The 22239-nt window shown below is 47.6% G+C and carries 18 protein-coding genes; 13 read left to right on the plus strand and 5 right to left on the minus strand.

The window, feature by feature from the left end:
- The first annotated feature begins 94 nt into the window (after nucleotides 1–94).
- From ACX1CU_RS20760 to ACX1CU_RS20800, 9 genes are all read left to right on the plus strand, one after another.
- Nucleotides 95–607 (plus strand): fimbrial protein, encoded by a 513-nt coding sequence (locus tag ACX1CU_RS20760; protein ID WP_459400109.1) that lies wholly within the window; start codon nucleotides 95–97, stop codon nucleotides 605–607.
- A gap of 84 nt (nucleotides 608–691) precedes the next feature.
- Nucleotides 692–1204, plus strand: a complete 513-nt coding sequence (locus ACX1CU_RS20765; RefSeq protein ID WP_459400110.1) for a fimbrial protein — start codon at nucleotides 692–694, stop codon at nucleotides 1202–1204.
- A 467-nt stretch (nucleotides 1205–1671) separates the two neighbouring features.
- The gene (locus tag ACX1CU_RS20770) at nucleotides 1672–2343 is read left to right on the plus strand and encodes a fimbrial biogenesis chaperone (RefSeq protein ID WP_459400111.1); all 672 of its coding nucleotides are present in this window, start codon (nucleotides 1672–1674) and stop codon (nucleotides 2341–2343) included.
- A 173-nt stretch (nucleotides 2344–2516) separates the two neighbouring features.
- Nucleotides 2517–5012 carry a fimbria/pilus outer membrane usher protein gene (locus tag ACX1CU_RS20775; protein WP_459400112.1) on the plus strand — a complete coding sequence of 832 codons (2496 nt, stop codon included), beginning with the start codon at nucleotides 2517–2519 and terminating at the stop codon, nucleotides 5010–5012.
- A 12-nt stretch (nucleotides 5013–5024) separates the two neighbouring features.
- Nucleotides 5025–6044: a fimbrial protein gene (locus tag ACX1CU_RS20780; RefSeq protein WP_459400113.1), complete on the plus strand. Its 1020-nt coding sequence runs from the start codon at nucleotides 5025–5027 to the stop codon at nucleotides 6042–6044.
- 268 nt (nucleotides 6045–6312) lie between these two features.
- Nucleotides 6313–6840, plus strand: a complete 528-nt coding sequence (locus tag ACX1CU_RS20785; protein ID WP_459400114.1) for a fimbrial protein — start codon at nucleotides 6313–6315, stop codon at nucleotides 6838–6840.
- Between the two features lie 621 nt (nucleotides 6841–7461).
- Nucleotides 7462–8181 (plus strand): winged helix-turn-helix domain-containing protein, encoded by a 720-nt coding sequence (locus tag ACX1CU_RS20790; RefSeq protein WP_459400115.1) that lies wholly within the window; start codon nucleotides 7462–7464, stop codon nucleotides 8179–8181.
- Nucleotides 8182–8202: 21 nt separating this feature from the next.
- Nucleotides 8203–9546, plus strand: a complete 1344-nt coding sequence (locus ACX1CU_RS20795) for an ATP-binding protein (protein ID WP_459400116.1) — start codon at nucleotides 8203–8205, stop codon at nucleotides 9544–9546.
- A gap of 147 nt (nucleotides 9547–9693) precedes the next feature.
- Nucleotides 9694–10245, plus strand: coding sequence for a tyrosine-type DNA invertase (locus ACX1CU_RS20800; RefSeq protein ID WP_459400117.1), 552 nt, complete (start codon nucleotides 9694–9696; stop codon nucleotides 10243–10245).
- Between the two features lie 527 nt (nucleotides 10246–10772).
- On the opposite strand, the gene ACX1CU_RS20805 is transcribed toward ACX1CU_RS20800, so the two are convergent.
- On the minus strand, nucleotides 10773–11684 hold the full coding sequence (locus tag ACX1CU_RS20805) for a LysR substrate-binding domain-containing protein (protein WP_459400118.1): 912 nt from the start codon (nucleotides 11682–11684) through the stop codon (nucleotides 10773–10775).
- A gap of 1462 nt (nucleotides 11685–13146) precedes the next feature.
- Between ACX1CU_RS20805 and ACX1CU_RS20810 the strand changes: the two genes are divergently transcribed.
- Together ACX1CU_RS20810 and ACX1CU_RS20815 are read left to right on the plus strand one after the other, a co-directional pair.
- Nucleotides 13147–14673 (plus strand): MFS transporter, encoded by a 1527-nt coding sequence (locus ACX1CU_RS20810; protein ID WP_459400119.1) that lies wholly within the window; start codon nucleotides 13147–13149, stop codon nucleotides 14671–14673.
- A 135-nt stretch (nucleotides 14674–14808) separates the two neighbouring features.
- A complete protein-coding gene (locus tag ACX1CU_RS20815; RefSeq protein WP_459400120.1) occupies nucleotides 14809–15429 on the plus strand; it encodes a DUF2913 family protein in 621 nt (206 codons plus the stop codon).
- Nucleotides 15430–15473: 44 nt separating this feature from the next.
- On the opposite strand, the gene ACX1CU_RS20820 is transcribed toward ACX1CU_RS20815, so the two are convergent.
- Both ACX1CU_RS20820 and ACX1CU_RS20825 read right to left on the minus strand, forming a co-directional pair.
- Nucleotides 15474–16934, minus strand: coding sequence for an EmmdR/YeeO family multidrug/toxin efflux MATE transporter (locus tag ACX1CU_RS20820; RefSeq protein WP_459400121.1), 1461 nt, complete (start codon nucleotides 16932–16934; stop codon nucleotides 15474–15476).
- A gap of 230 nt (nucleotides 16935–17164) precedes the next feature.
- Nucleotides 17165–18253: a type I restriction endonuclease gene (locus ACX1CU_RS20825; protein WP_459400122.1), complete on the minus strand. Its 1089-nt coding sequence runs from the start codon at nucleotides 18251–18253 to the stop codon at nucleotides 17165–17167.
- A gap of 336 nt (nucleotides 18254–18589) precedes the next feature.
- Here ACX1CU_RS20825 and ACX1CU_RS20830 point away from each other — a divergent pair, with 336 nt between their 5' ends.
- Both ACX1CU_RS20830 and yfcF read left to right on the plus strand, forming a co-directional pair.
- A complete protein-coding gene (locus ACX1CU_RS20830; protein ID WP_459400123.1) occupies nucleotides 18590–19243 on the plus strand; it encodes a Qnr family pentapeptide repeat protein in 654 nt (217 codons plus the stop codon).
- 114 nt (nucleotides 19244–19357) lie between these two features.
- A complete protein-coding gene (yfcF, locus tag ACX1CU_RS20835) occupies nucleotides 19358–19993 on the plus strand; it encodes a glutathione transferase (protein ID WP_459400124.1) in 636 nt (211 codons plus the stop codon).
- A gap of 114 nt (nucleotides 19994–20107) precedes the next feature.
- Here yfcF and ACX1CU_RS20840 read toward each other — a convergent pair whose 3' ends face one another.
- Nucleotides 20108–20635, minus strand: coding sequence for a GNAT family N-acetyltransferase (locus ACX1CU_RS20840; protein WP_459400125.1), 528 nt, complete (start codon nucleotides 20633–20635; stop codon nucleotides 20108–20110).
- A gap of 346 nt (nucleotides 20636–20981) precedes the next feature.
- Nucleotides 20982–22226 carry an aromatic amino acid transport family protein gene (locus ACX1CU_RS20845; RefSeq protein ID WP_459400126.1) on the minus strand — a complete coding sequence of 415 codons (1245 nt, stop codon included), beginning with the start codon at nucleotides 22224–22226 and terminating at the stop codon, nucleotides 20982–20984.
- Nucleotides 22227–22239: the final 13 nt, after the last annotated feature.

Consider the following 22239-nt stretch of genomic DNA (forward strand, 5'->3'; position numbering starts at 1 on the left):
TGGCCAAATTTACATATTGCAGGCAGGTATTCTCTCGGAAAAAGAGTACGGCAGCCTATAGCAAGACAAACATGATTTATTCATCGAGGTTTAAATGGGAAAGATCGGGACGATAATTTCTGTTGGTCTATTATTGCAAGGCTTTTTATTTAACGTTAATGCTTCGAACATTAACGTCAGCGGCCGAGTCGTTGCCTCTCCTTGCATTATCGATATCGGCACGGTTAATCAAACGGTTAATTTTGGCAAATTGCAGTTGCGTGATTTGTCCGGCGCTGGCAATGCCAGTGAGTGGATACCCATCACCCTCAAGTTAACAGCATGCCCAATATCAACCAGCAAAGTGATAGCCAACTTTAGCGGTACTGCCAGTGATGATGACGGCGCGCTTTATGCCAATACGGGCACGGCAAGGAATATCGCTATTCATCTGGCTGATGTCACGCGCACACAGAAGTTGGGAACGGGGAGTAGCCTGACCGTGGCGGTGGATTCCACCTCAAGAACCGCCACCATCCCCCTTGCCAGCCGGTTATTGAGTGTCAACGGCATGAGCGAGGGTGGAACCATTGCAGGTGCAGTGCAGGTTAATTTCACTTACCAGTAAATAACCTACTGGGCGACTATAAAAAATATAAAGCGTTTTCTCACAGAGAAATACACAGTCAAATATCAACGTTGGGATTATAGAATGAAAAAGTCAGTTAAATTGGGATATTGCAGTTTAGCGTTATTAGCAGTGCACAGCATGGCCGTTAACGCTGCTGATATCAGCACCATCAACGTGACGGGGAATGTCGTAGCCTCACCTTGTGTGATTGACGCCAGCAACGCCACCGTCAATATCGACCTGGGGAGTATTCAGGCCGCCTCTCTGGCAACGGCCGGAACATTCGGTGATTGGAAAACCTTTGATGTCGTTCTGAAAAGTTGCCCGGCTTCAACCACCAAGGTCAACGTGGTATTTAGCGGAACGCCAGACACCGGGGATGCCACCCGCTATAAAAACACCGGTACGGCAACCAACCTCGCTGTCGAGTTAACCGGCGGTGGTGGCATGAATTTTGGCAATACCAAAGGAACCACTATCAGCGTGGCAGCCAATACCGCCACCTTCGCACTGAGAACGCGTGCTTATGCCACCGGTACCGTGATGCCAGGCACTATCAATGCCACCGTAGTTGCCTCGTTCACCTACAACTAATGTCATGCACTTAACGGCAAAGCCATCTGCTTTGCCGTTAAGTCGTGACCCGACGGACAGCTATCCTCGGTTCCGGTGAAGATGTAGTCATTATTGGATTGTACCGGGTAGTTTTACCGTACTTTAGGCTGCTTTGGTGCCTATGCCGTAACGGTACGCTTCTTGCCCCAAACCGGGAATTCCCCTTGTTAAGGAACCCTTCTGTTGAACGCTAAAAAAGAGGATTTATTCGTTCAAAAAACGATTGGTAATAAGCCACACCAAACTAACGACAAAAAAGCCCACACAATGTTCATTGCGTTCATATACTTTCTAAAGGCGTACAAGAACCGCTTCAGAGCGTATGTAGCCCATAAGTAATAAACCGTAATGCCATGTTTGCGACGAGCACATTCACTTTGCAAACCTTTGGCAATAAATCTGCGGGTTTATTGATTTTCTGATCGCAGATGGCTGGAGATTCCAAGATGAAATTATGGCATAAGGCACTACTCGGCGGACTGTTGCTGACCTCATTGAGCGCCTCAGCAGGCGTGATCGTCGGCGGTACCCGGGTGATCTATGACGGCGGCAAGAAAGAAACCGCGCTCAGCGTGAAAAACCCGGATAAAACGGCCTATCTTATCCAATCCTGGGTTGAGACACAGGAAGGAGGCCAAACTAAAGCGCCTTTCATCATTACCCCACCGCTGTTCAGGCTGAATGGCGGGCAAGATAACGTACTGCGCATCGTCCGCGCTGGGGGCAACCTGCCGGAAGATAAAGAATCCCTGTTCTGGCTGAATATAAAGTCCATTCCTTCTGCGGAGAAGGTGGATAACACCCTGCAGATCGCGGTCAAGACCCGCATCAAGCTGATTTATCGCCCGGCTGGCGTAAAAGGCTCCCTTAATGACGCGGCGAAAAGCCTCAAATGGCAGCGCAGCGGTAATACCTTACAGGCAACCAACAACTCCCCTTATTACCTGAGCTTCTTCTCCATCTCCGTTGGCGGTAAGGAACTGCCGGAAGTGACCATGGTGGCACCAAATGCCACGGCGAGCTTTGCGCTGACTGCGGGCATGACGGGCAATGCGGTCAGTTGGAAGATCATCAATGACTATGGCGGCACCAGCGATGCCTTCCAATTTTCCTTATAACGCTGGCGACCATAATGAGCGTTAACCACGGTTAACGTGAGCGCCCATGCAGCAGTGTTAAATAAATCAGGGCTAAACCTGTGAACCGCAATGTACGAGTGGGTGATATCTCTGATACATACGTGCCTGAAAAAAACCGCCCCCACTGCCACCTGATACCCTGGGTGTGTCTAATGGGCTTACTGATACTCGATCTGCACGTGCTCCAGGCTCGTGAATATTTTAACCCGGAACTGCTGCAGATCGATAATCCGGCACAGGCAGGGGCGGACCTGTCGGTGTTTGAAGAGGGCGGTACCCAGGCTCCTGGCTTATACCGGATCGACTTGCTGCTGAATAACCAGGCTATTGATTCCCGCGAGATGGAGTTTGTTCAGCGTCAGGATGATGCCGGTAATAGCAGCCTGCAACCCTGCCTGAGCACCAGCGATCTGGCAACGCTCGGGGTGAACGTCGCCGCATTCAGTGCCCTGACGGAAAACAACCATTGTGTCGATCTGCCAACCGCGATCCCTGGTGCCTATACCGAATTCTATTTCAACAACCAGCAGTTGAACCTAAGCATTCCACAGGCGGCACTGAAGAGCGAGGCCCGTGGCTATGTGGCACCGGATCAATGGCAGCAGGGTGTTACGGCCCTGTTAGCCAACTACAGTTTCAGCGGCTCCAACACCCGTGCCGGTGAAAATTCGGCGGCCAGCAACAGTTACTACCTGAACCTGCGCAGCGGCCTGAACGCCGGCCCTTGGCGCCTGCGCAACTATTCAGTCTGGAACCGGGAAAGTGGCAACGACGATCGCCAGCAGCAAAGCCACTGGCAATCCATCAATACCTATCTGCAACGCGATATCACCTTTTTAAAGAGCCAACTGACGCTGGGAGATACCAACTCCTCCAGCGAAGTGTTCGACAGCGTGCCGCTGCGCGGCGGCCAGTTGATGTCGGATGAAGAGATGCTGCCGGAAAGCCTGCGCGGCTATTCACCGGTGGTGCGCGGCATCGCCAGAACCAACGCCCAGGTCACCATCCGCCAGAATGGCTACGTGATTTATCAGAGCTACGTGCCTGCCGGAGCGTTTGTTATCAACGATCTCTACCCTACCGGGGGTAGTGGCGATCTGAACGTCACCATTACTGAAGCCGATGGCAGTGAACAACATCTGGTGGTGCCTTTCGCCTCGGTGCCGGTATTACAGCGTGAAGGGCAACTGAAATACAGCCTCGCTGGCGGGCGTTATCGCCCGGCCGATGATCGGGTTGAAAACGCATCTTTTGTTCAGGCCACCGCGATCTATGGGATGCCCTGGGGGATCACCTTGTACGGCGGTGGGCAAACAGCCACCCACTACAACGCATACGCGCTGGGGCTCGGCAAAAATATGGGGCCGATCGGGGCTTTTTCCGCTGATGTCACCCAAGCCCAAGCGACACCAGCAGACAAGCAACGCAGTAGCGGCCAGTCATTGCGCCTGCGTTATGGCAAGAGCTTTGCCGATACCGGGACCAACGTCAGTCTGGCGAGTTATCATTACTTCTCCAAAGGGTTTTATACGCTACAGGAAACGCTGGATACCTACGCTCAGGCAACCACGCAATCAACTGACGCCCCGCAGCACAGGCGTGGCCGCATAGAGCTGACGGTTAACCAGAGTCTGGGGCAACAGGCGGGCTCTCTGTCACTGAGCCTGGTGGATGAAAGGGACTGGGACGGGCAGAAAACCCAAACCTTCGGCCTGGGTTATAACAACAACTGGCGCGCCATCAGCTACGGCATCAACTACAGCCAAAGCAAGAACCCCCTTAACAACGGGAGTACCGAACATTTACTGGCCTTGAACATCAGCATTCCGCTGTCCGGCTGGCTCAATAACTCCTGGGCGACCTACAGCATGAACAGCAGCAATCAAGGGCGGGTCAGCCACAGCGTGGGGCTCAACGGCACCGCTTTGGAACAAAACAATCTGAGCTGGTCCGTAACACAGGGCTACAACAGCCAACAAAATGGCAGTAACGGCAACCTATCAACCAGCTACCGGGGCAACAGTGGCCAGCTAAACGCGGGCTACAGCTACGGGAGTCAGCAGCAACGGCTCAACTACGGTGTCCAAGGCGGTATTCTGGTTCACGCGAATGGCATCACTTTGTCACAGCCGCTGGGCGAAACGGTAGCACTGGTGAAAGCACCGGGTGCTAAAGGGGTTGGCGTGGCTAACAATATTGGCGTGAAAACCGACTGGCGTGGCTATGCCGTGGTGCCTTACGTCACCCCTTACCGCAATAATGCACTCGGGCTGGATACCGCCACCCTGCCTGAAGATGTCGAGCTGGAATTGACCTCAAAAACGGTCACCCCGACGCGCGGTGCGGTGGTGGTGGCTGATTATCAACCCCGTATCGGCCAGCGAATCATGATGACTCTGCTGCGGGCTAATGGAGAACCGGTGCCATTTGGTGCCACCGTCACCGAAGCGACCAGCACCGAGGTACATAGCAGCATTGTCGGCGACGGTGGCCAAGTCTATCTAACAGGAATGGAGGCAAAAGGAGCCCTGCTGGTGCAATGGGGCAAAGAGAGTACACAACAATGCCAAGTCAGTTATCAGTTACCCCCACAATCACGCACAAAGCAAACCACCGGCCTGATCACGGTCAACGGCAATTGCCTGTGAAGAGAAAATACGATGAAAAACCTGTTTAAGTTTACCCTAACGCTATCACTCGCCTACACAGCCCCTGTCTGGGCTTACAGTGTCTGTAGTACCGCAACGCCGTCGGTCAACATCTCAGGGGCAGCCTTAATTGTACAACGGGATGTCAAGGTGGGAGATCCGCTGAGTGAGGTGGAACTAAGCTCACCACTGCAAACGATTTATACCTGCCCTAGCACGGCTAAGTATAGTGGGGTCTGGCAGAATTTTGGCTTCAAAACCACCAGCGCCTTTTCAGGTCTTAAATCGGGCAGAGACTATATTTATGCGACCAGTACTCCCGGTATCGGCTTCACATTAGGGGCAATCCAAGGAGCTTCAACAACGGTCTACAGGCTACCCACGCCGTCAGCCACCCCGCTGGATGGTAATATCCATCAGATAGCTTTGGTTGCGATACAAAATAGCAGTTTTCTCTCCAGCAGTGGTTCCGCCAAAATCCAACTGTATAAAACGGGCCCAATCAATTCAGGAGTCATCTCTGGCAAAGTGGGTGCCTTTATTCTTGGCTCCAGCGTGTCAGGTGGCGGTGGATGGGCGACCGAAGTGCCGATCAACCTCAACGCCCTCACCGTTACCGTGCTGGCCTGTACCCTGAATACGCCTAGCGTCTCGGTGCCACTGGGGAACGTACAGGCGGCGCTGTTTACCGGCGTGAGCAGCACCCTGGCAACCCAGAGTTTCAATCTGGGCCTGAATTGCGATGCCAATGCCAGAGTCAATGTCTCAATGTCAGGCACCCAAAATGCTGATACCACCAATACCAGCGTATTAGCCCTCAGCGGTGCAGGCAATGCTGATGTAGCCAAAGGTGTGGGAGCGCAGATTCTCTATAACGGCATCCCTATGAATATTGATGAAAACCTACTGCTAAAAACCTCTGCTGGCGGTGTTGAAACCCTAGGCTTCCAGGCGCGCTATTACCAAACTCTGGCAACGGTAATGCCGGGCAAGGCCAATGCCACCGCAACGCTGAATATCACTTATCAATAATGAGGTAACACGGCGAGTATTTACACTTTGTTATAAGTTGTACAAATAACAACACAGGGATAACCAAAGTCTCCATCATGAATTTCGGAATAAACGTAAGCTAAGCCCATCATTTAGAGCCGGTGATTCACCGAAATCAAATGAAACCACCACATGCGGTGGCACAGAAGATAATTCGATGATGACACCCCACCTCAAATTATCATTGGGTTTAATTACATAAAGCGGCATTTAGCTATGCCCAAAAGACGGATTGAATAGAGATTTTATGAAAAAGAACATCATTAGCGCTGCGTTGTTTTCTCTGGTTGTTGCCACCCCAGCCGTATTTGCTGCTGACGGTACCATTAATTTTATGGGCGAAATTACCGATGTCGCTTGTACGGTTGATACCGATTCACAGAACCTGACGGTAACACTGGGTAAAGTCGCCTCCAGCGCCTTTAACGGCATCGGCAGCACGGCAGCACCGACCCAGTTCCAACTGGTACTGAAAGATTGTCCGGTAGCAGCCACCACCGCAGTGGTGAAATTTGACGGCACCAGCGTTTCTGGTGACAGCAGCGTACTGGCACTGACCCCTGGCGTAGACACCGCTGAAGGTGTAGCCATCGAGCTTTCCGATGCCAGCCAGCAGGTGGTTAATCTGTTTGAGGAATCCCAGCCTTATACTCTGGAAACCGGCGTAGGCTCTGTCACCAATCTGAACTTTATTGCTCGTTACAAAGCCATCTCCGACACCATTACTGCCGGTATGGCCAACGCCAGCGCCCAGTTCACGATTATTTATAAGTAAACCTATCGGCAGCGAAGCCATTGAATACTCAATGGCTTCGCTGCACGTTTTTATTCTACCGGACATGGCGTTTGTTGCCTGTCTCATAAACGACGGTGGTGCCTGATGGTTATCTGCCATTGCACTATCGTCTTTCTCACTTTTTCACCCGGTGAAATATCTTTTCTTTGTTATCCATTCACCACAGATCAAACCAGGTAAACAACCCCCGATATCTCTCTCATAAATCCAGAACCCTAACGCCATGGTTGCCCCTTTACCCCAACGGCATAAGCAGCACAGACTCTCATAACCTAATGATTTTAATCACAGTTAACAATTAATTTGCGAGTGCCGCAATACCCCAAGCCTGCCTAACACCATCCCGAACGCGTCATAATGCTAAAGAGTGATAACGGCTCTGGATGTGCAGCACCAAGCGCTAAATATCTAATTAAGCATTTCAACTGTCGTAAAAACCGAACTGCGTACATAATTAAAAAGCAGAGTGGGCTCATTTAAATAAGTGAATTCATTGTTCTATAGCACGCGCATACAATGACATTTTTTAAATGATAAAAATTGTCGTTTTAGCGCAAATTGATAGACTTTTCTTATAGCACTAATTTAATGAGAGTTTTTATGAATGAAAGAAAAACTATCGTTCTGGTTGAGGATGACAAACCCTTGGCAACATTGATTTCCGATTTTTTAAGAAATCATATGTTCGACGTTACCGTGATCGGTGATGGTGAATCTGCCGTAACCCATATCCTGCAACATCATCCTGACCTGGTATTGCTGGATATCATGCTGCCGGGCAAAAGTGGTATGGATATCTGTAAGGAACTCGGGGGGTTATATCATGGGCCCATTATTATGTTAACGGCTCTGGGGGAAAGTCTCGATCAGATCTTGGGGTTAGAACTTGGGGCTGATGATTACATCATTAAACCCGTTGAACCCAGAGTGTTGCTGGCCAGGATCAGAGCCCAACTCCGTCGTGTGAGTAAACCCGTCGTAGCAGAAAAGAAAGAGCCGGCGAATCCAGCATTGGAGCTCGGGCAGTTGGTCATTATGCCAAGTTCTCGAACCGTTTTTTTGTATCAGCAAGAAATCCCTATGACGACGGCGGAATTTGATCTGCTGCTGTTGTTGGCTAAAGACGCAGGCAAAGTTCTCACGCGCGATCAGCTGTTAATGGCGCTGAAAGGCATTGATTTCGATGGGCTGGATCGCACAATAGATATTCACATATCCCGGTTGCGCAGGAAGCTTGACGATAACACCGAAAATCCCAAAAAAATCAAAACAATCAGAGGAAAAGGGTATCTTCTGAATCGCGATGGTTGGAATGAATAGCACAGTCAGGGTGCCTAAAAGATGAAAATAAACAACTGGCCTAGAGTCATCATGTTTTTGAGGTTTTATCTATTCTGCCTGCTATTTGGCTTTGTTATCTATGCCATTATAGACTTTGTAAAAATACGCACTATGACAGTCTTAACAGCCCGGGCGCACTATGAACTTATTCAGGAAACCATTAATTTATTAGAAAAAAAATACCTTTTACATAAAGAGGGAGAGTTGGATGGAAAATTTAATGAACTGAATGAATACTCAATTTACTCTGTCAGTGTCGTGGGTGTGGTTAACCTCCAAAAGGAACTTCCCGCAGATAAATACGCCAGGATACTTAAAGGAGAGATAGTCATCATTAATGATAACACTGCCCTTAAAAAAATCAGAGGAACCAATAAAGTTCTTTCTCTCAATGCAAGCCAGTTTGGTATTGTAAACATAATATCAGAAGATCGGACTATAAGATATCGTGTATATATTAATGGAATGCTGTGGCTTGCCTTATTAATTGCACTATTTTGTTACAGTTGGCTCAACCCTATTTGGTGTGACGTAAAGAAAATACGTCAAAAAGCCCTGCTTCTGAGTGCAGGGGATCTGAAGGCTAGAGTGGAGGGTGCATCATCGGCTATCTTCAAACCCATTGCTAGCGCGCTGGACGAGATGGCGGATAAAATTCAGGATGCAACCCTGATGCGCAGAGCTATGACGACGACCATGGCTCACGAGCTTCGGACACCGATCGCCAGGATAAGGTTTCATCTCCATAACTATCTCGAAGAGAAGGATGTTGATAATAAAGAAGCGATAATGAATAATATCTACGATGAAATTAATTGCGTAGAGTCATTAATTGATACCGCACTCAGTTATGCCAGCATTGCAAACTATAATAAAATATTCTCTCCGCAAAAGCAGTATATCTCCACCTGGTTTGATGAACAGATTGATACAGCCATTAAAGGGAGTAAAGATATTCAGTTTATAAAAAATTATGACAGCAATCTTGGTTGGGTTTATATGGACATGAACTTAATGGAACGTGTATTGAGCAATTTACTCGGCAATGCCAAAAAGTACACTAAGAGCATAGTTCAGGTGAACGTAACACGTACTGAAGAAATCCTCACTTTTTCTATCGAAGATAATGGTAAAGGGGTCGCTGCTGAAGATATAGAGAAAGTCTTTAAACCGTTCTACAGGGGAAAAGGCAACAAGAAATTAGGGATTAGAGGCTTTGGCTTAGGGCTGACGATCGTAGATAAAATCGTTGCGTTGCACCGGGGCACGGTCTTCGTGAAAACTTCAGAACTCGGCGGCGCCAGTTTCGTCGTAGAGATACCTTGTGATTATCAACATCAATAACAGCCTTACATTTAGAAACATTAGCTACAAAAGACAACATAGGGCAACCAAAACGCAACCAAAGAGTAACCAAACCCACCACCTAAGAGCACATAAAATCAGTAGGATACATGCATCAATCAGTGACAGGTAGCAACAGGAAAAGTGGTGAGAACAAGAAAGTACTTAAATAAAAACGAGGTGGATCGTTTACTGGTAAGTGTTGCACGCGGGAATAACTACTATCGGGATCAGTGTATGATTTTGATGTGTTATATCCATGGTTTTCGGGTGAGTGAGCTAACGGCTCTAAAACTCTCCGATATTGATTTAGTGAACAGAAAAGTTCACGTTAGCAGGCTAAAAAATGGCTTTTCAGTTCAGCATCCGTTACACGATATTGAAATCACATTGCTCAACGCTTGGCTTGGGCAACGCTCAAGTTATTTAAACGCGGACAGTGAGTGGCTTTTCCTTTCGCGCCACGGAACACGGATCTCGCGCCAACGATTTTATAAAGCGGTTAAAAGCTATGGGGAAACCGCAGGGATCAGCGTGGTTGTTACCCCGCATATGTTGCGCCACTCTTGCGGTTATGCACTAGCAGAACAAGGTATGGATACACGTTTAATTCAAGACTATCTAGGGCACAGAAATATCCGTCATACGGTACTCTATACGGCCAGCAATGCGGCCAGGTTCAAGTCGATTGTTTTCTAACATCATGCGGTATCTCTTTGGATAACAACGCACTTAAGGCGAAGTTTAACAGGAACAACCTGTCTTTATGTATAAACAAAAATATCTAAAAGCGGGCAACACCTCGCCGGAACAGTAGGGCTACGCTCGGGCGGGATTCCTCAGCCCATAGTATTAACCATAATTAATGGTCACATCTGGATGAACCTGCAATCGAATCCTTTCGTAACCAGAGGAAAGGACAGGCATGTTACCGAGGGTATAAAACTCAAGACCAAAGGGGTTTTATATCACCGACTATATTAACGAATTTTATATTCAGATAATATATCATCACTGATTCGGCAATACCTGCCCGATTGATTATAGTTACTGACCATAACAGCTTTCCTATTCCATGAGCTACTTCCTCATTACTCAGGAGTCAGTTAACTTCTGATAGCCCACTAAATTTACGCCACAAACAGTTCAAATTACAGTGCGGCGTATATCAGTTGAAATATAATGAGCATATCAATATCGGACCATGGCACAACCTGTGTACAAACTCAATCCCAGTTGTAATTTTGAGATTCCCGATGAAACTCATCCATTAAATTTCTCGCCGCTAACGTTAAAGGGCGCTCTGAGGAGTAGATTAAACAGAATTCAGCATTCGGCATAGCTTCTTTCACTGGAATAGTACAAAGGTTTTGCGCGAGAAAATGTGTACGAACCATCGCTTTAGTCGCAATAGTCAGGTAATCCGCATTCATAACCATTTGTAAAGCGGCGGTACCGGTGCCCCGCATTATTGCCTTCTGCTGATAAGTTTTAGAACCAAATAACAATAACTCCAATTGGTCGTAATGCCCCATCGTTGTCACAGGCAAAAACCAATCTGCCTCCTGTAACTCGGCTAATGACGTGCAACTCACCAAGGGGTGTCCTTTGCGAACGTATACAGCATATGCAGTATTAAATAGAGGTTCCTGCACAAGGCCACTCAAGTATTCAGAAGGTATATTGGCACCAATAATAAAGTCCAGTTTGCCTATACGCAGGGATGGCAGCAGTTCGGATATTTGCCCTTCCATATTGGTAATGCTTGCTTTTGGATATTTTTTTTTAAATCTTTTCAAAGCCCCTGGAAATATAGTTAAAATAGGTAACGATGACAACCCTATCACAACAGGCCCTGATGTCGAAAGATTGAGGTGCTCAATCTCATCCAAAGCACGGTCTAACTCATTTAACACCAACTCAATACGCGCATTAAATAATCGCCCCGCCTCAGTAGGTATCACACCGCCACCACCTCTTATTACCAATGCCGTGCCCAATACCTGCTCCAACTCCTGTAAACTGCGTGTGATTCCTGGTTGTGATTGGTCAAGCGCCTTGGCAGCAGAACGGATACTACCATGCAGTATTACTGCTTGAAATGCCTGTAGCTGTTGGAGTTTTGGCAAGTACCTCATAATACCTCTATTTATACGTATTATAGTTTAATCTATTAAATAAAAAACAATCATGAGACCATCTTTAATTCCATGTTGGAAATATAACTTATAGGCTATATTGTAACTGGCGATATCTCTCTCAACTGATAGTTAATCCTGAGGTGAATGGGTAATTATTCCTAAATCCTCAGGCAAACAGAATAGAAGCCATAATAACAGATGGAGGGATTTTACATTTTTATTTCCTTCTCTTAATTAACAAAAAATCCTTAATACTTCCGTTCAACACCGAATGCACTACAGATAATCCTCAACAAAAAGTTATTTGTATTTTATTCAACGAAAGAGAAAAACCTTAAAAATGAAAGCACAAGAATAATATACGCAGTAAACGAACAGTCTAACATGCCAATGGCAAGCAATATAGGATTTTTCTTTGTGCCAGGGCAGATGCTTTTTTTCTATACACAATGCAGTTTTGTTATACTCTGATTATAAATACATCTCTTCGCAAATGTTAGGTATGTCGACCCCCTCAGCGATATCAACCCAATAGGCAGATTCACTGGGCCACTTCAATCCATTGATAAACATTAGAAAAAACCATTACAGCGTCTCCCTGTTATGTTAGCACTCTAATTTTTCACGCTGTATTTTTCTAGAAGTGACGTGTCTGTTGAAAAATCTCAGTAGTAAAAACCTCTTTTTCGTTCATGATGATGTCACTAAGATCGACTTAAAAATATCATTTGCGAATACAGATTTATCTTAGTTTTATTCCAGGAGGAATTAGGGATGAGAGTTCCGCAATGGCAGAAGCGCTTTAACTTAAGCCGAAATTCGGGTTATTAATAGAGAAAGGGATGAAGAGAGGTTATAGCAGGCGCTACGACAAATGACGTGATTAGTTACCACTCATCATTTGATGATCAACGTCAAATTGTCGTGACCGTATCCTACTTTATGGCGAGGATAGAGTAAGCGCCTACGATCTTAGCTGATGAAGCCCTAGATGGCTTAGATCAGAAAGGTGATACAATTGAGCCAATCCGCTTGCATAGATCAGAGTAGGCTTCGTCCAGCTTGTCGAAAAATTTAGAGATAGTCAGTATGATTTTCATGGTCGTTTCCTCAGTTGTACTTAGTGTCTTTTAGTGTGACCTGTGTCACACAAATGAATCTACTCTTTTCAAAACAGCATTTCAATATTTTTGTGACATAAATCACAAAAAATACGATTTTACAGGTTCGGCTAACTGACCTCTCCCTTCGTTCAACAGAGCAAAAAACTTACAATCAATTGATTTATATTGTTTTTTATTTAAAAAATAACTGAAAGCATCCCAAAATATTCCCCCTTGAACCTTTTCCGTGCAAAACGCTGTTGTGTGATCCCCGTCTCGTTTCACACCCCACAACAGTAATATAAAGAAACAATGTGTCAGATAAATTGAAACGATGTTTTATATATGGCGGATACATGGAAAAGCAGATAACAGTCAGGCATACGGTCGCATACGGTAGTGCGAACTTACTAGGAAGTGGCGCGCTGGCGATCAGCGGCGCCTGGTTGATGTACTTCTATACGACCTTTTGTGGCCTTTCTGTCGTAGAAGCCGCAGCCATCTTCTCCCTGGCCAGTATTCTTGATGCCGTCAGCAACCCGATCATGGGTTACATCACGGATAACTTTTACAACACGCGGCTTGGCCGGCTATTTGGCCGCCGTCGATTCTTCATCCTCCTCGGGATCCCTCTGGTGCTGTTCTACCCGATGTTGTGGATGAGCGGTTTCGGGTTTTGGTATTACCTGCTCACCTACGCCCTGTTTGAATTGATCTACACCTCCATCATGGTGCCGTACGAAACCTTAGCGACAGAAATGACCACGGATTTTGCCAAACGCTCCAAGCTGACTGGCTCAAAAGCGATCTTTGGTAAAATCGCTAACTTTATGGCGGCCTTTATTCCTGGCCAGTTCATTGCTATCTACGGTAAAGACTCTCCAACCCCGTTCCTTTATACCGGCATCGCCTACGGCGCAATCATGTGTCTCGCCATGATTTCTCTGTATGTCTCCTCATGGGAACGCCCGGCCAGCGAAGTGGTAAAAGAAACCACCAGCAGCCTGGGGCAAGCACTGAAGAAACTCTGTATTGATATGATCTCCACTTTCCGCTTACGTATTTTCCGCAAGCATTTGGGGATGTATCTGTTCGGCTTCGGCGCAGAATGGCTGTTTGCGTCTTCATTTACCTATTTCATCATCTTCGGCTTGCGCCAAAGCGCCGTGCTGGTTTCGCAGCTCAACAGTTTCAGCTCGGTGATGCAGCTGATTTCAACCGCATTCTTTATTGGCATCTGCGTAAAAATGGGCTTTGCCCGGCCGTTCCGCATCGCCTTGCAGGTAGTGATTGTCAGCGTTATTGCTTACGCAGCGCTCTACTTTACCGGTTGGTCAGATACTGCCACCGTGATCGTCTTGTTTGCCATCACCGCTGTTTTTGGCCTGAGCACCGGCGGGATCTACTACATCCCTTGGACCGTTTATACCTTCCTGGCGGACGTGGATGAGGTGCTGACCGGGCGTCGTCGTGAAGGGCTGTATGCTGGTGCCATGACATTCGCCGGGAAAATGGTGCGCTCTATCATCGTCTTCGCCATGGGCTGGACGCTCAGCAAATTTGGCTTTGTCTCAGGGCAATCAGTACAACCAGAAATGGCAGTACAGGCGATTGTCGGCGTGTTTGCCATTGGTGTAATAGCGCTGGCAATAGTGGCGATTTTCTACACCACGCAAATGAAGCTGGATAGAAAGAGCCATATGATCCTGTTAGAAGAGATTGCGCGGATTAAAGCAGGAGGAACCATGGCGGATATCTCTCCGGCTCACCGTGCCATTGTCGAAGAATTGACCGGTTGGAAATACGAGCAATGCTGGGGCAATAATCCGTTAGGGCAAAAAGCGCCGCTGGAAAAACTGACCGAGTTAACGGCGCAAAAATAGTCACTTTTCGGGAGGCGAGATTTTGCTTCCCGAAATCTTTTCCCCCATTGAAACCCAGATGAACAACCAAGAGGTGGGGGAATTCACCAGAAAGTTTATGTTCAACATGATAGTTCTTCTTTTACGGCATTGGTTATGACTGATATCGATAATAAAAACCGGGAATTAGCCCACTTTGCTTTTTGTGCTCAGGTTGCCATGAAGCTGGCTGAACAAGATGGGAAGGTGACTTCTTTTTTAGATGGACATCTTTTCTTACTACGCTGGCTCATCACGGCACAAAAACAAAAACGTTTTCCTAAACAAGTCGCGCCAGAAATAGCCTGGCTGATCGCACGCGGGCGTCAGTTAGGCATGCAAAGCAGGCTCTATGAGCGGGTGCAGTATTTATATTTTTCCTGGGTAGATCCTATCGAGCAGCAGCCAGATTTGCATCGGCTGACCTATATTATCGAGGCATTGAAAAATGCAGGCTGGCGCTACTATGTGCTGACGCCTGAAGAATGGATAACGGAAAAAGTCCCTGCCCGTGTGAATGGCATTAATGCGCTGATGATCGAGATGAACCATCTTAATAGCGTCTTTTGCAAAGAGGGTTCACAGTTGGAGCCGTTGGAAATCAGAGTGTTGGGTGATTTACAGGTGTTTGGCATATTACTGCTGGAACAAAAGTTCCACGTTTTTCAGGTGCTCGGCGAAACCGCTTATGCGCGCCTGTTTGTCAGCATCGACGAGAAGATCCCTGAGGTAGCCTAGGTATTTGCATGCAGGTGTTATTCACCTGCATCAGATGGGATTGATCACTCAGCCGGTTTTTTATTCTCGGCTATTGCAGGCGGAGTTTTTTTGATGCGCGGGTACTTCCACAGCCAGCGCCCGCTGACCATGCGCCAATAGAAGAACGCTCCGCGCACCGCCCAGTCACTGAACATCCCCAACCAGACCCCGACCACGCCCATACCGAGCAGCACGCCCAAGGTATAGCCGGCAACCACACGGCAGCCCCACATGCCCAACATTGAGACCCACATGGTGAAGCGGGCATCGCGAGCACCTTTCAGCCCGGCAGGTAATACCCAGGAGGCCGCCCAGATCGGCATAAACGCCGCGTTCAGCCAGATCAAGATTTTCACCACCTCTTTCACATCTTCTTCCTGGGTGTAAAAAGAGGCAAACAGCCCGGCGAACGGCGCGGTTCCCCAGGCCAGGATCGTCAAGCCGACGGTTGCCAGCCAGAACACGTAACGCAGTTGTTTCTCGGCCTGGGCGATCTGCCCCTTGCCCAAGCGTTTACCGACAATAATGGTTGAGGCCGATCCCAGAGCGCTTCCCGGCAGGTTAATCAGCCCAGCAATGGAAAAGGCAATAAAGTTACCGGCGATCACGTTGGTGCCCATACCGGCAACAAACATCTGCGTCAGTAATTTTCCGCAGTTGAACAGCACCGACTCAATACTGGCAGGGATGCCAATCCCCAGCACATCGCGCAAGATATTGCTGTTCAGCGGGGTGAAATAGCTCTTCAATGAAATACGCAGTGCCGGGTTCAGGCCGATCATCAACACATAAATAATACCGATCGCGCCAATATAGCGGGAAATGGTCAACCCTAAGCCAGCGCCGACAAAGCCCAGCCCATCCCAGCTAAACAGACCGTAGATCAGCGTACTGCTGATCAGAATATTGAGGATATTCATGCCGACATTGATCAGCAGCGGGATCTTGGTATTCCCTGCCCCACGCAGCGCCCCGCTACCAATCAGCGCAATGGCCGCCGCCGGGTAGCTCCACACCGTGGTTTGCAGGTAGGAAAGGGCCAGCGCTTTGACCTCGGGCGTGGCAGCCCCGGCGATCACATTGATAATCTGTTCACCGGCCAGGTGGATCACCACCGCCAGCAATATCGCCAATGCGGTCATCAACACCAGCGACTGACGCGCCGCCGCTCTCGCCCGTTTGCGATCCCGCGTGCCGAGGCTAAAGGCCACCACCACCGTGGTTCCCAGATCGACCGCGGCGAAAAAGGCCATAATCACCATGTTGAAGCTGTCTGCCAGGCCAACCCCGGCCATCGCCTCCTTACCGAGCCAACTCACCAGGAAAGTGCTCAGCACCCCCATCAGCAATACACAGGTATTTTCTAAAAAGATAGGCAGCGCCAACGGGGTAATCTCGCGCCAGAAGAGCACCCGATAGCTTTTTCGTTTGGCATACCAACGCGTGTTGGTCACGCTCTGGCGCAGTGCCGCAGGTAAGTTCAAAATTGGCCTGAAGATTGGAAGTGAAACGACGTTTCAATAATGATTTATAAGCGCTTACACTGCAAGGTATTTCTTTCATGTTAAGACTGAAATGGTAACAGCCTATTATCAGGCTACATAGACAGACATATTCCTGATAATCAATGTAAATTGAGAGTTCAACCAAACGAATTGTGTGAAAATATTATTTTTACTAATGATTTGGCCAGAAAAACCTGGCCAAATCCCTATCAATTGTAACTTTCTGCGGTAGATATAATATGCTCAGAATGAGAATAAATATCATCCAGTGCATCTATAGGGTACCGAGTTTCTTTCTTGTCAGCATCAAACAGGCCAATATACATTTGGCTCCGATTAAAGTGCAATCTGCAAATAGGTTTCCTATTATTATCATCAAGCAATATTCCGAAATAGCTTTTAGTATCTCGATGAGAAATTCTACTGGGTTCAACTACGGTTCGAATGATAGATTTAATAATATGAAATCCCTCAATCTCATCTTCAGTAGTAACAATACTCTCAGGCTCTGTGATTGGTGTTCCTATCAAATCAGCACTGTCTTCTTTCGGCTCATTGACTACCGTGGATTGAGGATGAGAAGCACCGCTAATCGCAGACTTTAGACGTTCATTGACTTGATCATTTAACCATTGACTGGCAGCCTTCTTCGTTAAGGTTGCGAACAGTTCACGTACTTTTTGTGTCAGCATGCCATCATAAACTCTGGAGGCAAAAAACTTAACAAAGTCCTCTTCTGGATTGGTAAACTGCGTGGAGAATATTTTCTTTATTTGGCTGACATACTTTAACTCTCCAGCGGCATTAACTATTGATTCTACATCAAACGCTGATTTAGTTAACTTAACGATTTCAGGAACCACATTCTCATCAATATCCAGCAAGTCTAATTCTAAAAACGGCTTTTCATCCATCTTGTTTGGAGCATCAAGATCGGTGAAAAACTTATAGATCTGCCCATTGGTTAAAATAGATATTCTCGCGTTAGTAACATGGAAGTATCTAAATAACTGTGACGCATGATTGACATTCAGCGGTTCGCCGATTTTCTTACACTCAACCAGTATTTGTATCTCACTATTTTTTAAAATAGCGTAATCTATTCTCTCACCTTTCTTGGTACCGACATCACAAATAAATTCAGGTGTCACTTCGGTTGGATCAAAAACATCATAACCAAGCACTCTATTGATGAAAGGCATAACAAAAGCACTTTTTGTCGCCTCTTCCGTCTGAATAACCACAGCCTGCTGTTTAATCTTGGCCGAAAGACTGTATAGTTCGTCTAAAAGTGCCATAAAATACCCCACGTCAAATGGTTATAGTTTTTCACCCACCCAATTTATATAAAAAAACTCTGCCCTGCTATTTTTTTCACCAGAATCAGACTGCGATCACTTAATTTAACAACCGGTGAAATCAGGTAATAATATAGAAAGAAAACACTGTAAAAATTAGTAGTGAAGTATCTTGATAGTTGATTTTGTAATAATAGCCCTACTTCACTAACTAAAATAAAATCATTCAAATCGATATTACTATTTAATATAAAAAACAATCTGATTTATAGGGATTTCTATTCCCTTTTATCTCAGGTACCATCTTAAAAACTGTATAAAAAAACAGGTGATACGATGCAACCCATAGTTCTGCAATCCACACGGATCGAACGCGATCGATTTCGTGGTGAAACCATCACCAACGGCAAGTTCCTCAATTGTGATTTTTCGGGTGCCGACCTGACCGATACCCAGTTTATCGGCTGCCTGTTCTATGATGAAGCCACCCAGCTCGGCTGTTCCTTCAACCGTGCAGTGCTGAAAGATGCCAGCTTCAAAAGCTGCGATCTGTCTTTGGCGGATTTCCGGAATACCAGCGCATTAGGTTTGGAGATCCGCGAGTGCAAAGTGCAAGGGGCCGATTTTCGCGGTGCCAACTTTATGAATATGATTTCGCAGCGCAGCTATTTTTGCAGCGCTTTCATCATCAAAAGCAACCTGAGCTATGCCAACTTCTCCAAGGTGGTGCTGGAAAAATGTGAACTGTGGGAAAACCGCTGGAACGGTGCCAACGTGCTCGGTGCCAGCTTTATCGGCTCAGACCTTTCCGGCGGTGAATTCAACCATTTCGACTGGCGGGCAGCCACGTTCAATCACTGTAATCTTACCGGCTCCGAGTTGGGTGAACTGGATCTCCGCCAGGTCGATCTGGAAGGGGCGCAACTGGATAGCCAGCAGATTGTCGGTTTGATCGATCGACTGGGCATTGTGCTCGTCAGTGATTCGTAGTCGATCCATTAATCAGCCTAATGCCGTATTACTTTTTATCATCGGCACAGTGTCTTGATTTGGTTTTCTTTTTCACCAATGATTTCCGTTCCTCTTTAATCATCAGGATCACCTATGAATCCCTCGGCCGCCGTACTTTACACAGATGCACACTTTTTCAGTCCTTACGCCATGTCGGTATTTATCACTCTGACCGAAAAGGGGATGCCGTTTACTATCAAACCCGTGGATTTATCGCAGGGGGAAAACCAAGGCCAAGCCTACGGCGCGCTGTCGCTGACCCACCGCGTACCCACGCTGGTGATAGATAATTTTCATCTTTCCGAATCCTCCGCCATTGATGAATATCTGGAAGAGATCCACCCTGCCCATCCGGTCTACCCACGCGATGTCAAACAGCGCGCCAAGGCGCGTGAGATTCAGGCCTGGCTGCGCAGCGATCTGCTGCCGCTGCGCGCAGAACGCCCGACAGAGGTCATTTTCAGCCAAGGTAAATTCGCCCCGCTGAGCACCGCCGCCCAGCAGGCAGCGCAGAAGCTGATCGCCGCTGCGGAAAAGCTGTTGAGTCACGGCCAGGATCATCTATTTGGCGAGTGGTGCATCGCCGATGCCGATTTGGCCCTGATGCTCAACCGGCTGGTGATGCATGGTGACGACGTGCCGGAGAACCTGCGTCGTTATGCACAACAGCAGTGGCAACGCCCTTCGGTGCAGGCCTGGCTGGCGCTGCCGGAAAAAGTACGGGGTTAATGCCGAATGTTCATCAGTTAAGGCTGGAACATAGTATCGGTACATCTCTGAACTGGCCCAGAGCGTTTGCAACTCACTGGGTCAGATTGGTGCACTCCTGTTTAAAATAGTGGTCTATTTAGACAATGCATAATAGTTCTCTCTGTCTGGCAATTTATATTTTTCAAACCCAAGCGCCACCAGATAATTTATCCTTTCTTTAGCTATAGGAATAGCTTTAGTCACTATTTTTTCAACACTGAAATCATCAAAGAAATTTTCAGAACATAAAGATAAAATTTCCGTTAGATATTTTTCTCTTTCATATTCTGATAATATATCCAACCTCAAAACCCCGGTATTCACTTTATCATCGCCAAACATTTCTAATGTGCCGACGGCAAGACTGGTTTCCTTATTCACAATTGAATACCTGATAAACTCCTCACGCGCATAACAACCCAGCCAGCCTATTATTGCGCTTTTCATTTCGTCTATCGTATTAAAATTGAAATCCCCCATGCACATATCTGAATTGAATAGCGGTCTGGAGTTTACATCCGAATAACATTTCAATAAACCTTCCGCATCATTCTCTGAAATAAGGCGTATTATAAAATGTGATGTTTCATACGTTGGGCATTCTTTGTATGGGTTACTCATTTCTTAACTCCTTTTTAGTGTTAAATTTATAATAATTAATTTAACACTTGGGTCTTCCATAATTAAAAAGCCAATGGTGCAACTCATAAATGGCAATGATATACGTTGAAAACGACCCGATAGCTCAACATGGTCAAATCGAACGACTCGCGTCCATTTTAAACCACCTATTCAGCGTTCAGCAGTGATCCCTCTCTTAAAATGTGGACAAGAGTCAATCCGCAGGGAGTACTGCCCTTAACATTGGCCGCATGCTGATACAGTTTTTCGCTTAACTGACCAGCACTGCGGCCACGGCACCGCCGTTTTCATCGCTGAGAAACACAACATCACTTTTGGGAAAGCCTCACCACCCGGCAGGCAGGTAACCAAATAGCGAGGCAATGGCATACACCGCGCCGCCCATGTACAGCAGCACAATGCTCACTTGCAGGATGGGATGGGTGATCCAGTTGCACTGCCAGAGCGGTACCTGATCGCCAGATTTACGTGCTCCCCGCAGGATCAGCATCGGCATGATCGACAGGATCACGCCGCTGAATACCCCGGCGAAATACAGCGCATTGACGAAGGAAACCAGGCCACTGTAAGCCAAGGCAAACGGCGGTAACACCACCAGCAACAGTACGCTGAACCGGCGGAAAGGTTGTTCATCATCCCCCAAGCGGAACTTATCGAAGATATTGGTCAGGAAGCTGCCGCCCAATCCCCAGTAAGAGGTCAGCATCGCGCACAGCGCAAAGATGTTGGCCGAGAAGAAGGCCCATTGCCCCAGTGCCTGGCCCCAGGAAATGGTGGCAACATCGGAAATATTATTCAGCCCGCTGAGAGCAATCACCGACATCGGCACCACCGCCAGTAACACGAAGGTGATCACCATACCGACGATAATCGCTTTCGGCAGTTGCGCTGGCTTATCCGAGAAACCACGCGCCATCTCAGGCACGATGTACTGCGCGGAAAAACAGAACACCACCACGCTGAACACCGGCACCATAAAGCGCCAGTCACCGTCCAGCAGATTGCGCATCTGAGTGGTTTCTTTCAGCAGCGTCGCGATCACCAAGGTGGCAATCATCACCACCATGCCGATGCTGATAAATTTCTCACCACGGCCGATGGCTTTCAGGCCCAGATACAGCACCAGCGCGGCTGGGATAAAGAACAGCAGGCTACCGAGGGCGGGAGAAATACCAAACAGGGATTGCAGCAGTTTGCCGCTGCCGGTCATATAGGCGGTGAGTGCGCCAACGCTGTTGACACAGACCGAAGCAAACATCAGCCAGGAGCCAAAGCCGCCAACATAGCGCCGGGCTAAACCGCTCAGTTGCAGATGCGCTTGGGTGCGCAGAGTCGATTCAGCCACGTAAAGCATGGTAATAGTGGTCAGGCAACCGACCAGCACCAGCCAGAACAACAGGGGTAAATAGCCCGCCTTGCTGGAGGCATATGCGATGGAAAGTACGCCAGCACCGATGTTGGTACCGACGATCATGGCGACTCCTTCGAGGAAACTCAGTGATTTGGCGGGTGCAGGTGCCCGCTCCCCGGCGGCAGTCGCCGGGGCAATAGCGATGTTTTCGGAAGGCATAGTTCATCCTTTA

It is taken from the genome of Serratia sp. D1N4 (assembly GCF_054552755.1).

Coding starts and splice junctions, on each gene's coding strand:
- ACX1CU_RS20785 (WP_459400114.1), top strand. CDS start 6,313: ATGAAAAAGAACATCATTAGCGCTGCGTTGTTTTCTCTGGTTGTTGCC.
- ACX1CU_RS20760 (WP_459400109.1), top strand. CDS start 95: ATGGGAAAGATCGGGACGATAATTTCTGTTGGTCTATTATTGCAAGGC.
- ACX1CU_RS20790 (WP_459400115.1), top strand. CDS start 7,462: ATGAATGAAAGAAAAACTATCGTTCTGGTTGAGGATGACAAACCCTTG.
- ACX1CU_RS20810 (WP_459400119.1), top strand. CDS start 13,147: ATGGAAAAGCAGATAACAGTCAGGCATACGGTCGCATACGGTAGTGCG.
- ACX1CU_RS20765 (WP_459400110.1), top strand. CDS start 692: ATGAAAAAGTCAGTTAAATTGGGATATTGCAGTTTAGCGTTATTAGCA.
- ACX1CU_RS20830 (WP_459400123.1), top strand. CDS start 18,590: ATGCAACCCATAGTTCTGCAATCCACACGGATCGAACGCGATCGATTT.
- ACX1CU_RS20825 (WP_459400122.1), bottom strand. CDS start 18,253: ATGGCACTTTTAGACGAACTATACAGTCTTTCGGCCAAGATTAAACAG.
- ACX1CU_RS20770 (WP_459400111.1), top strand. CDS start 1,672: ATGAAATTATGGCATAAGGCACTACTCGGCGGACTGTTGCTGACCTCA.
- ACX1CU_RS20845 (WP_459400126.1), bottom strand. CDS start 22,226: ATGCCTTCCGAAAACATCGCTATTGCCCCGGCGACTGCCGCCGGGGAG.
- ACX1CU_RS20805 (WP_459400118.1), bottom strand. CDS start 11,684: ATGAGGTACTTGCCAAAACTCCAACAGCTACAGGCATTTCAAGCAGTA.
- yfcF (WP_459400124.1), top strand. CDS start 19,358: ATGAATCCCTCGGCCGCCGTACTTTACACAGATGCACACTTTTTCAGT.
- ACX1CU_RS20840 (WP_459400125.1), bottom strand. CDS start 20,635: ATGAGTAACCCATACAAAGAATGCCCAACGTATGAAACATCACATTTT.
- ACX1CU_RS20780 (WP_459400113.1), top strand. CDS start 5,025: ATGAAAAACCTGTTTAAGTTTACCCTAACGCTATCACTCGCCTACACA.
- ACX1CU_RS20815 (WP_459400120.1), top strand. CDS start 14,809: ATGACTGATATCGATAATAAAAACCGGGAATTAGCCCACTTTGCTTTT.
- ACX1CU_RS20795 (WP_459400116.1), top strand. CDS start 8,203: ATGAAAATAAACAACTGGCCTAGAGTCATCATGTTTTTGAGGTTTTAT.
- ACX1CU_RS20775 (WP_459400112.1), top strand. CDS start 2,517: ATGGGCTTACTGATACTCGATCTGCACGTGCTCCAGGCTCGTGAATAT.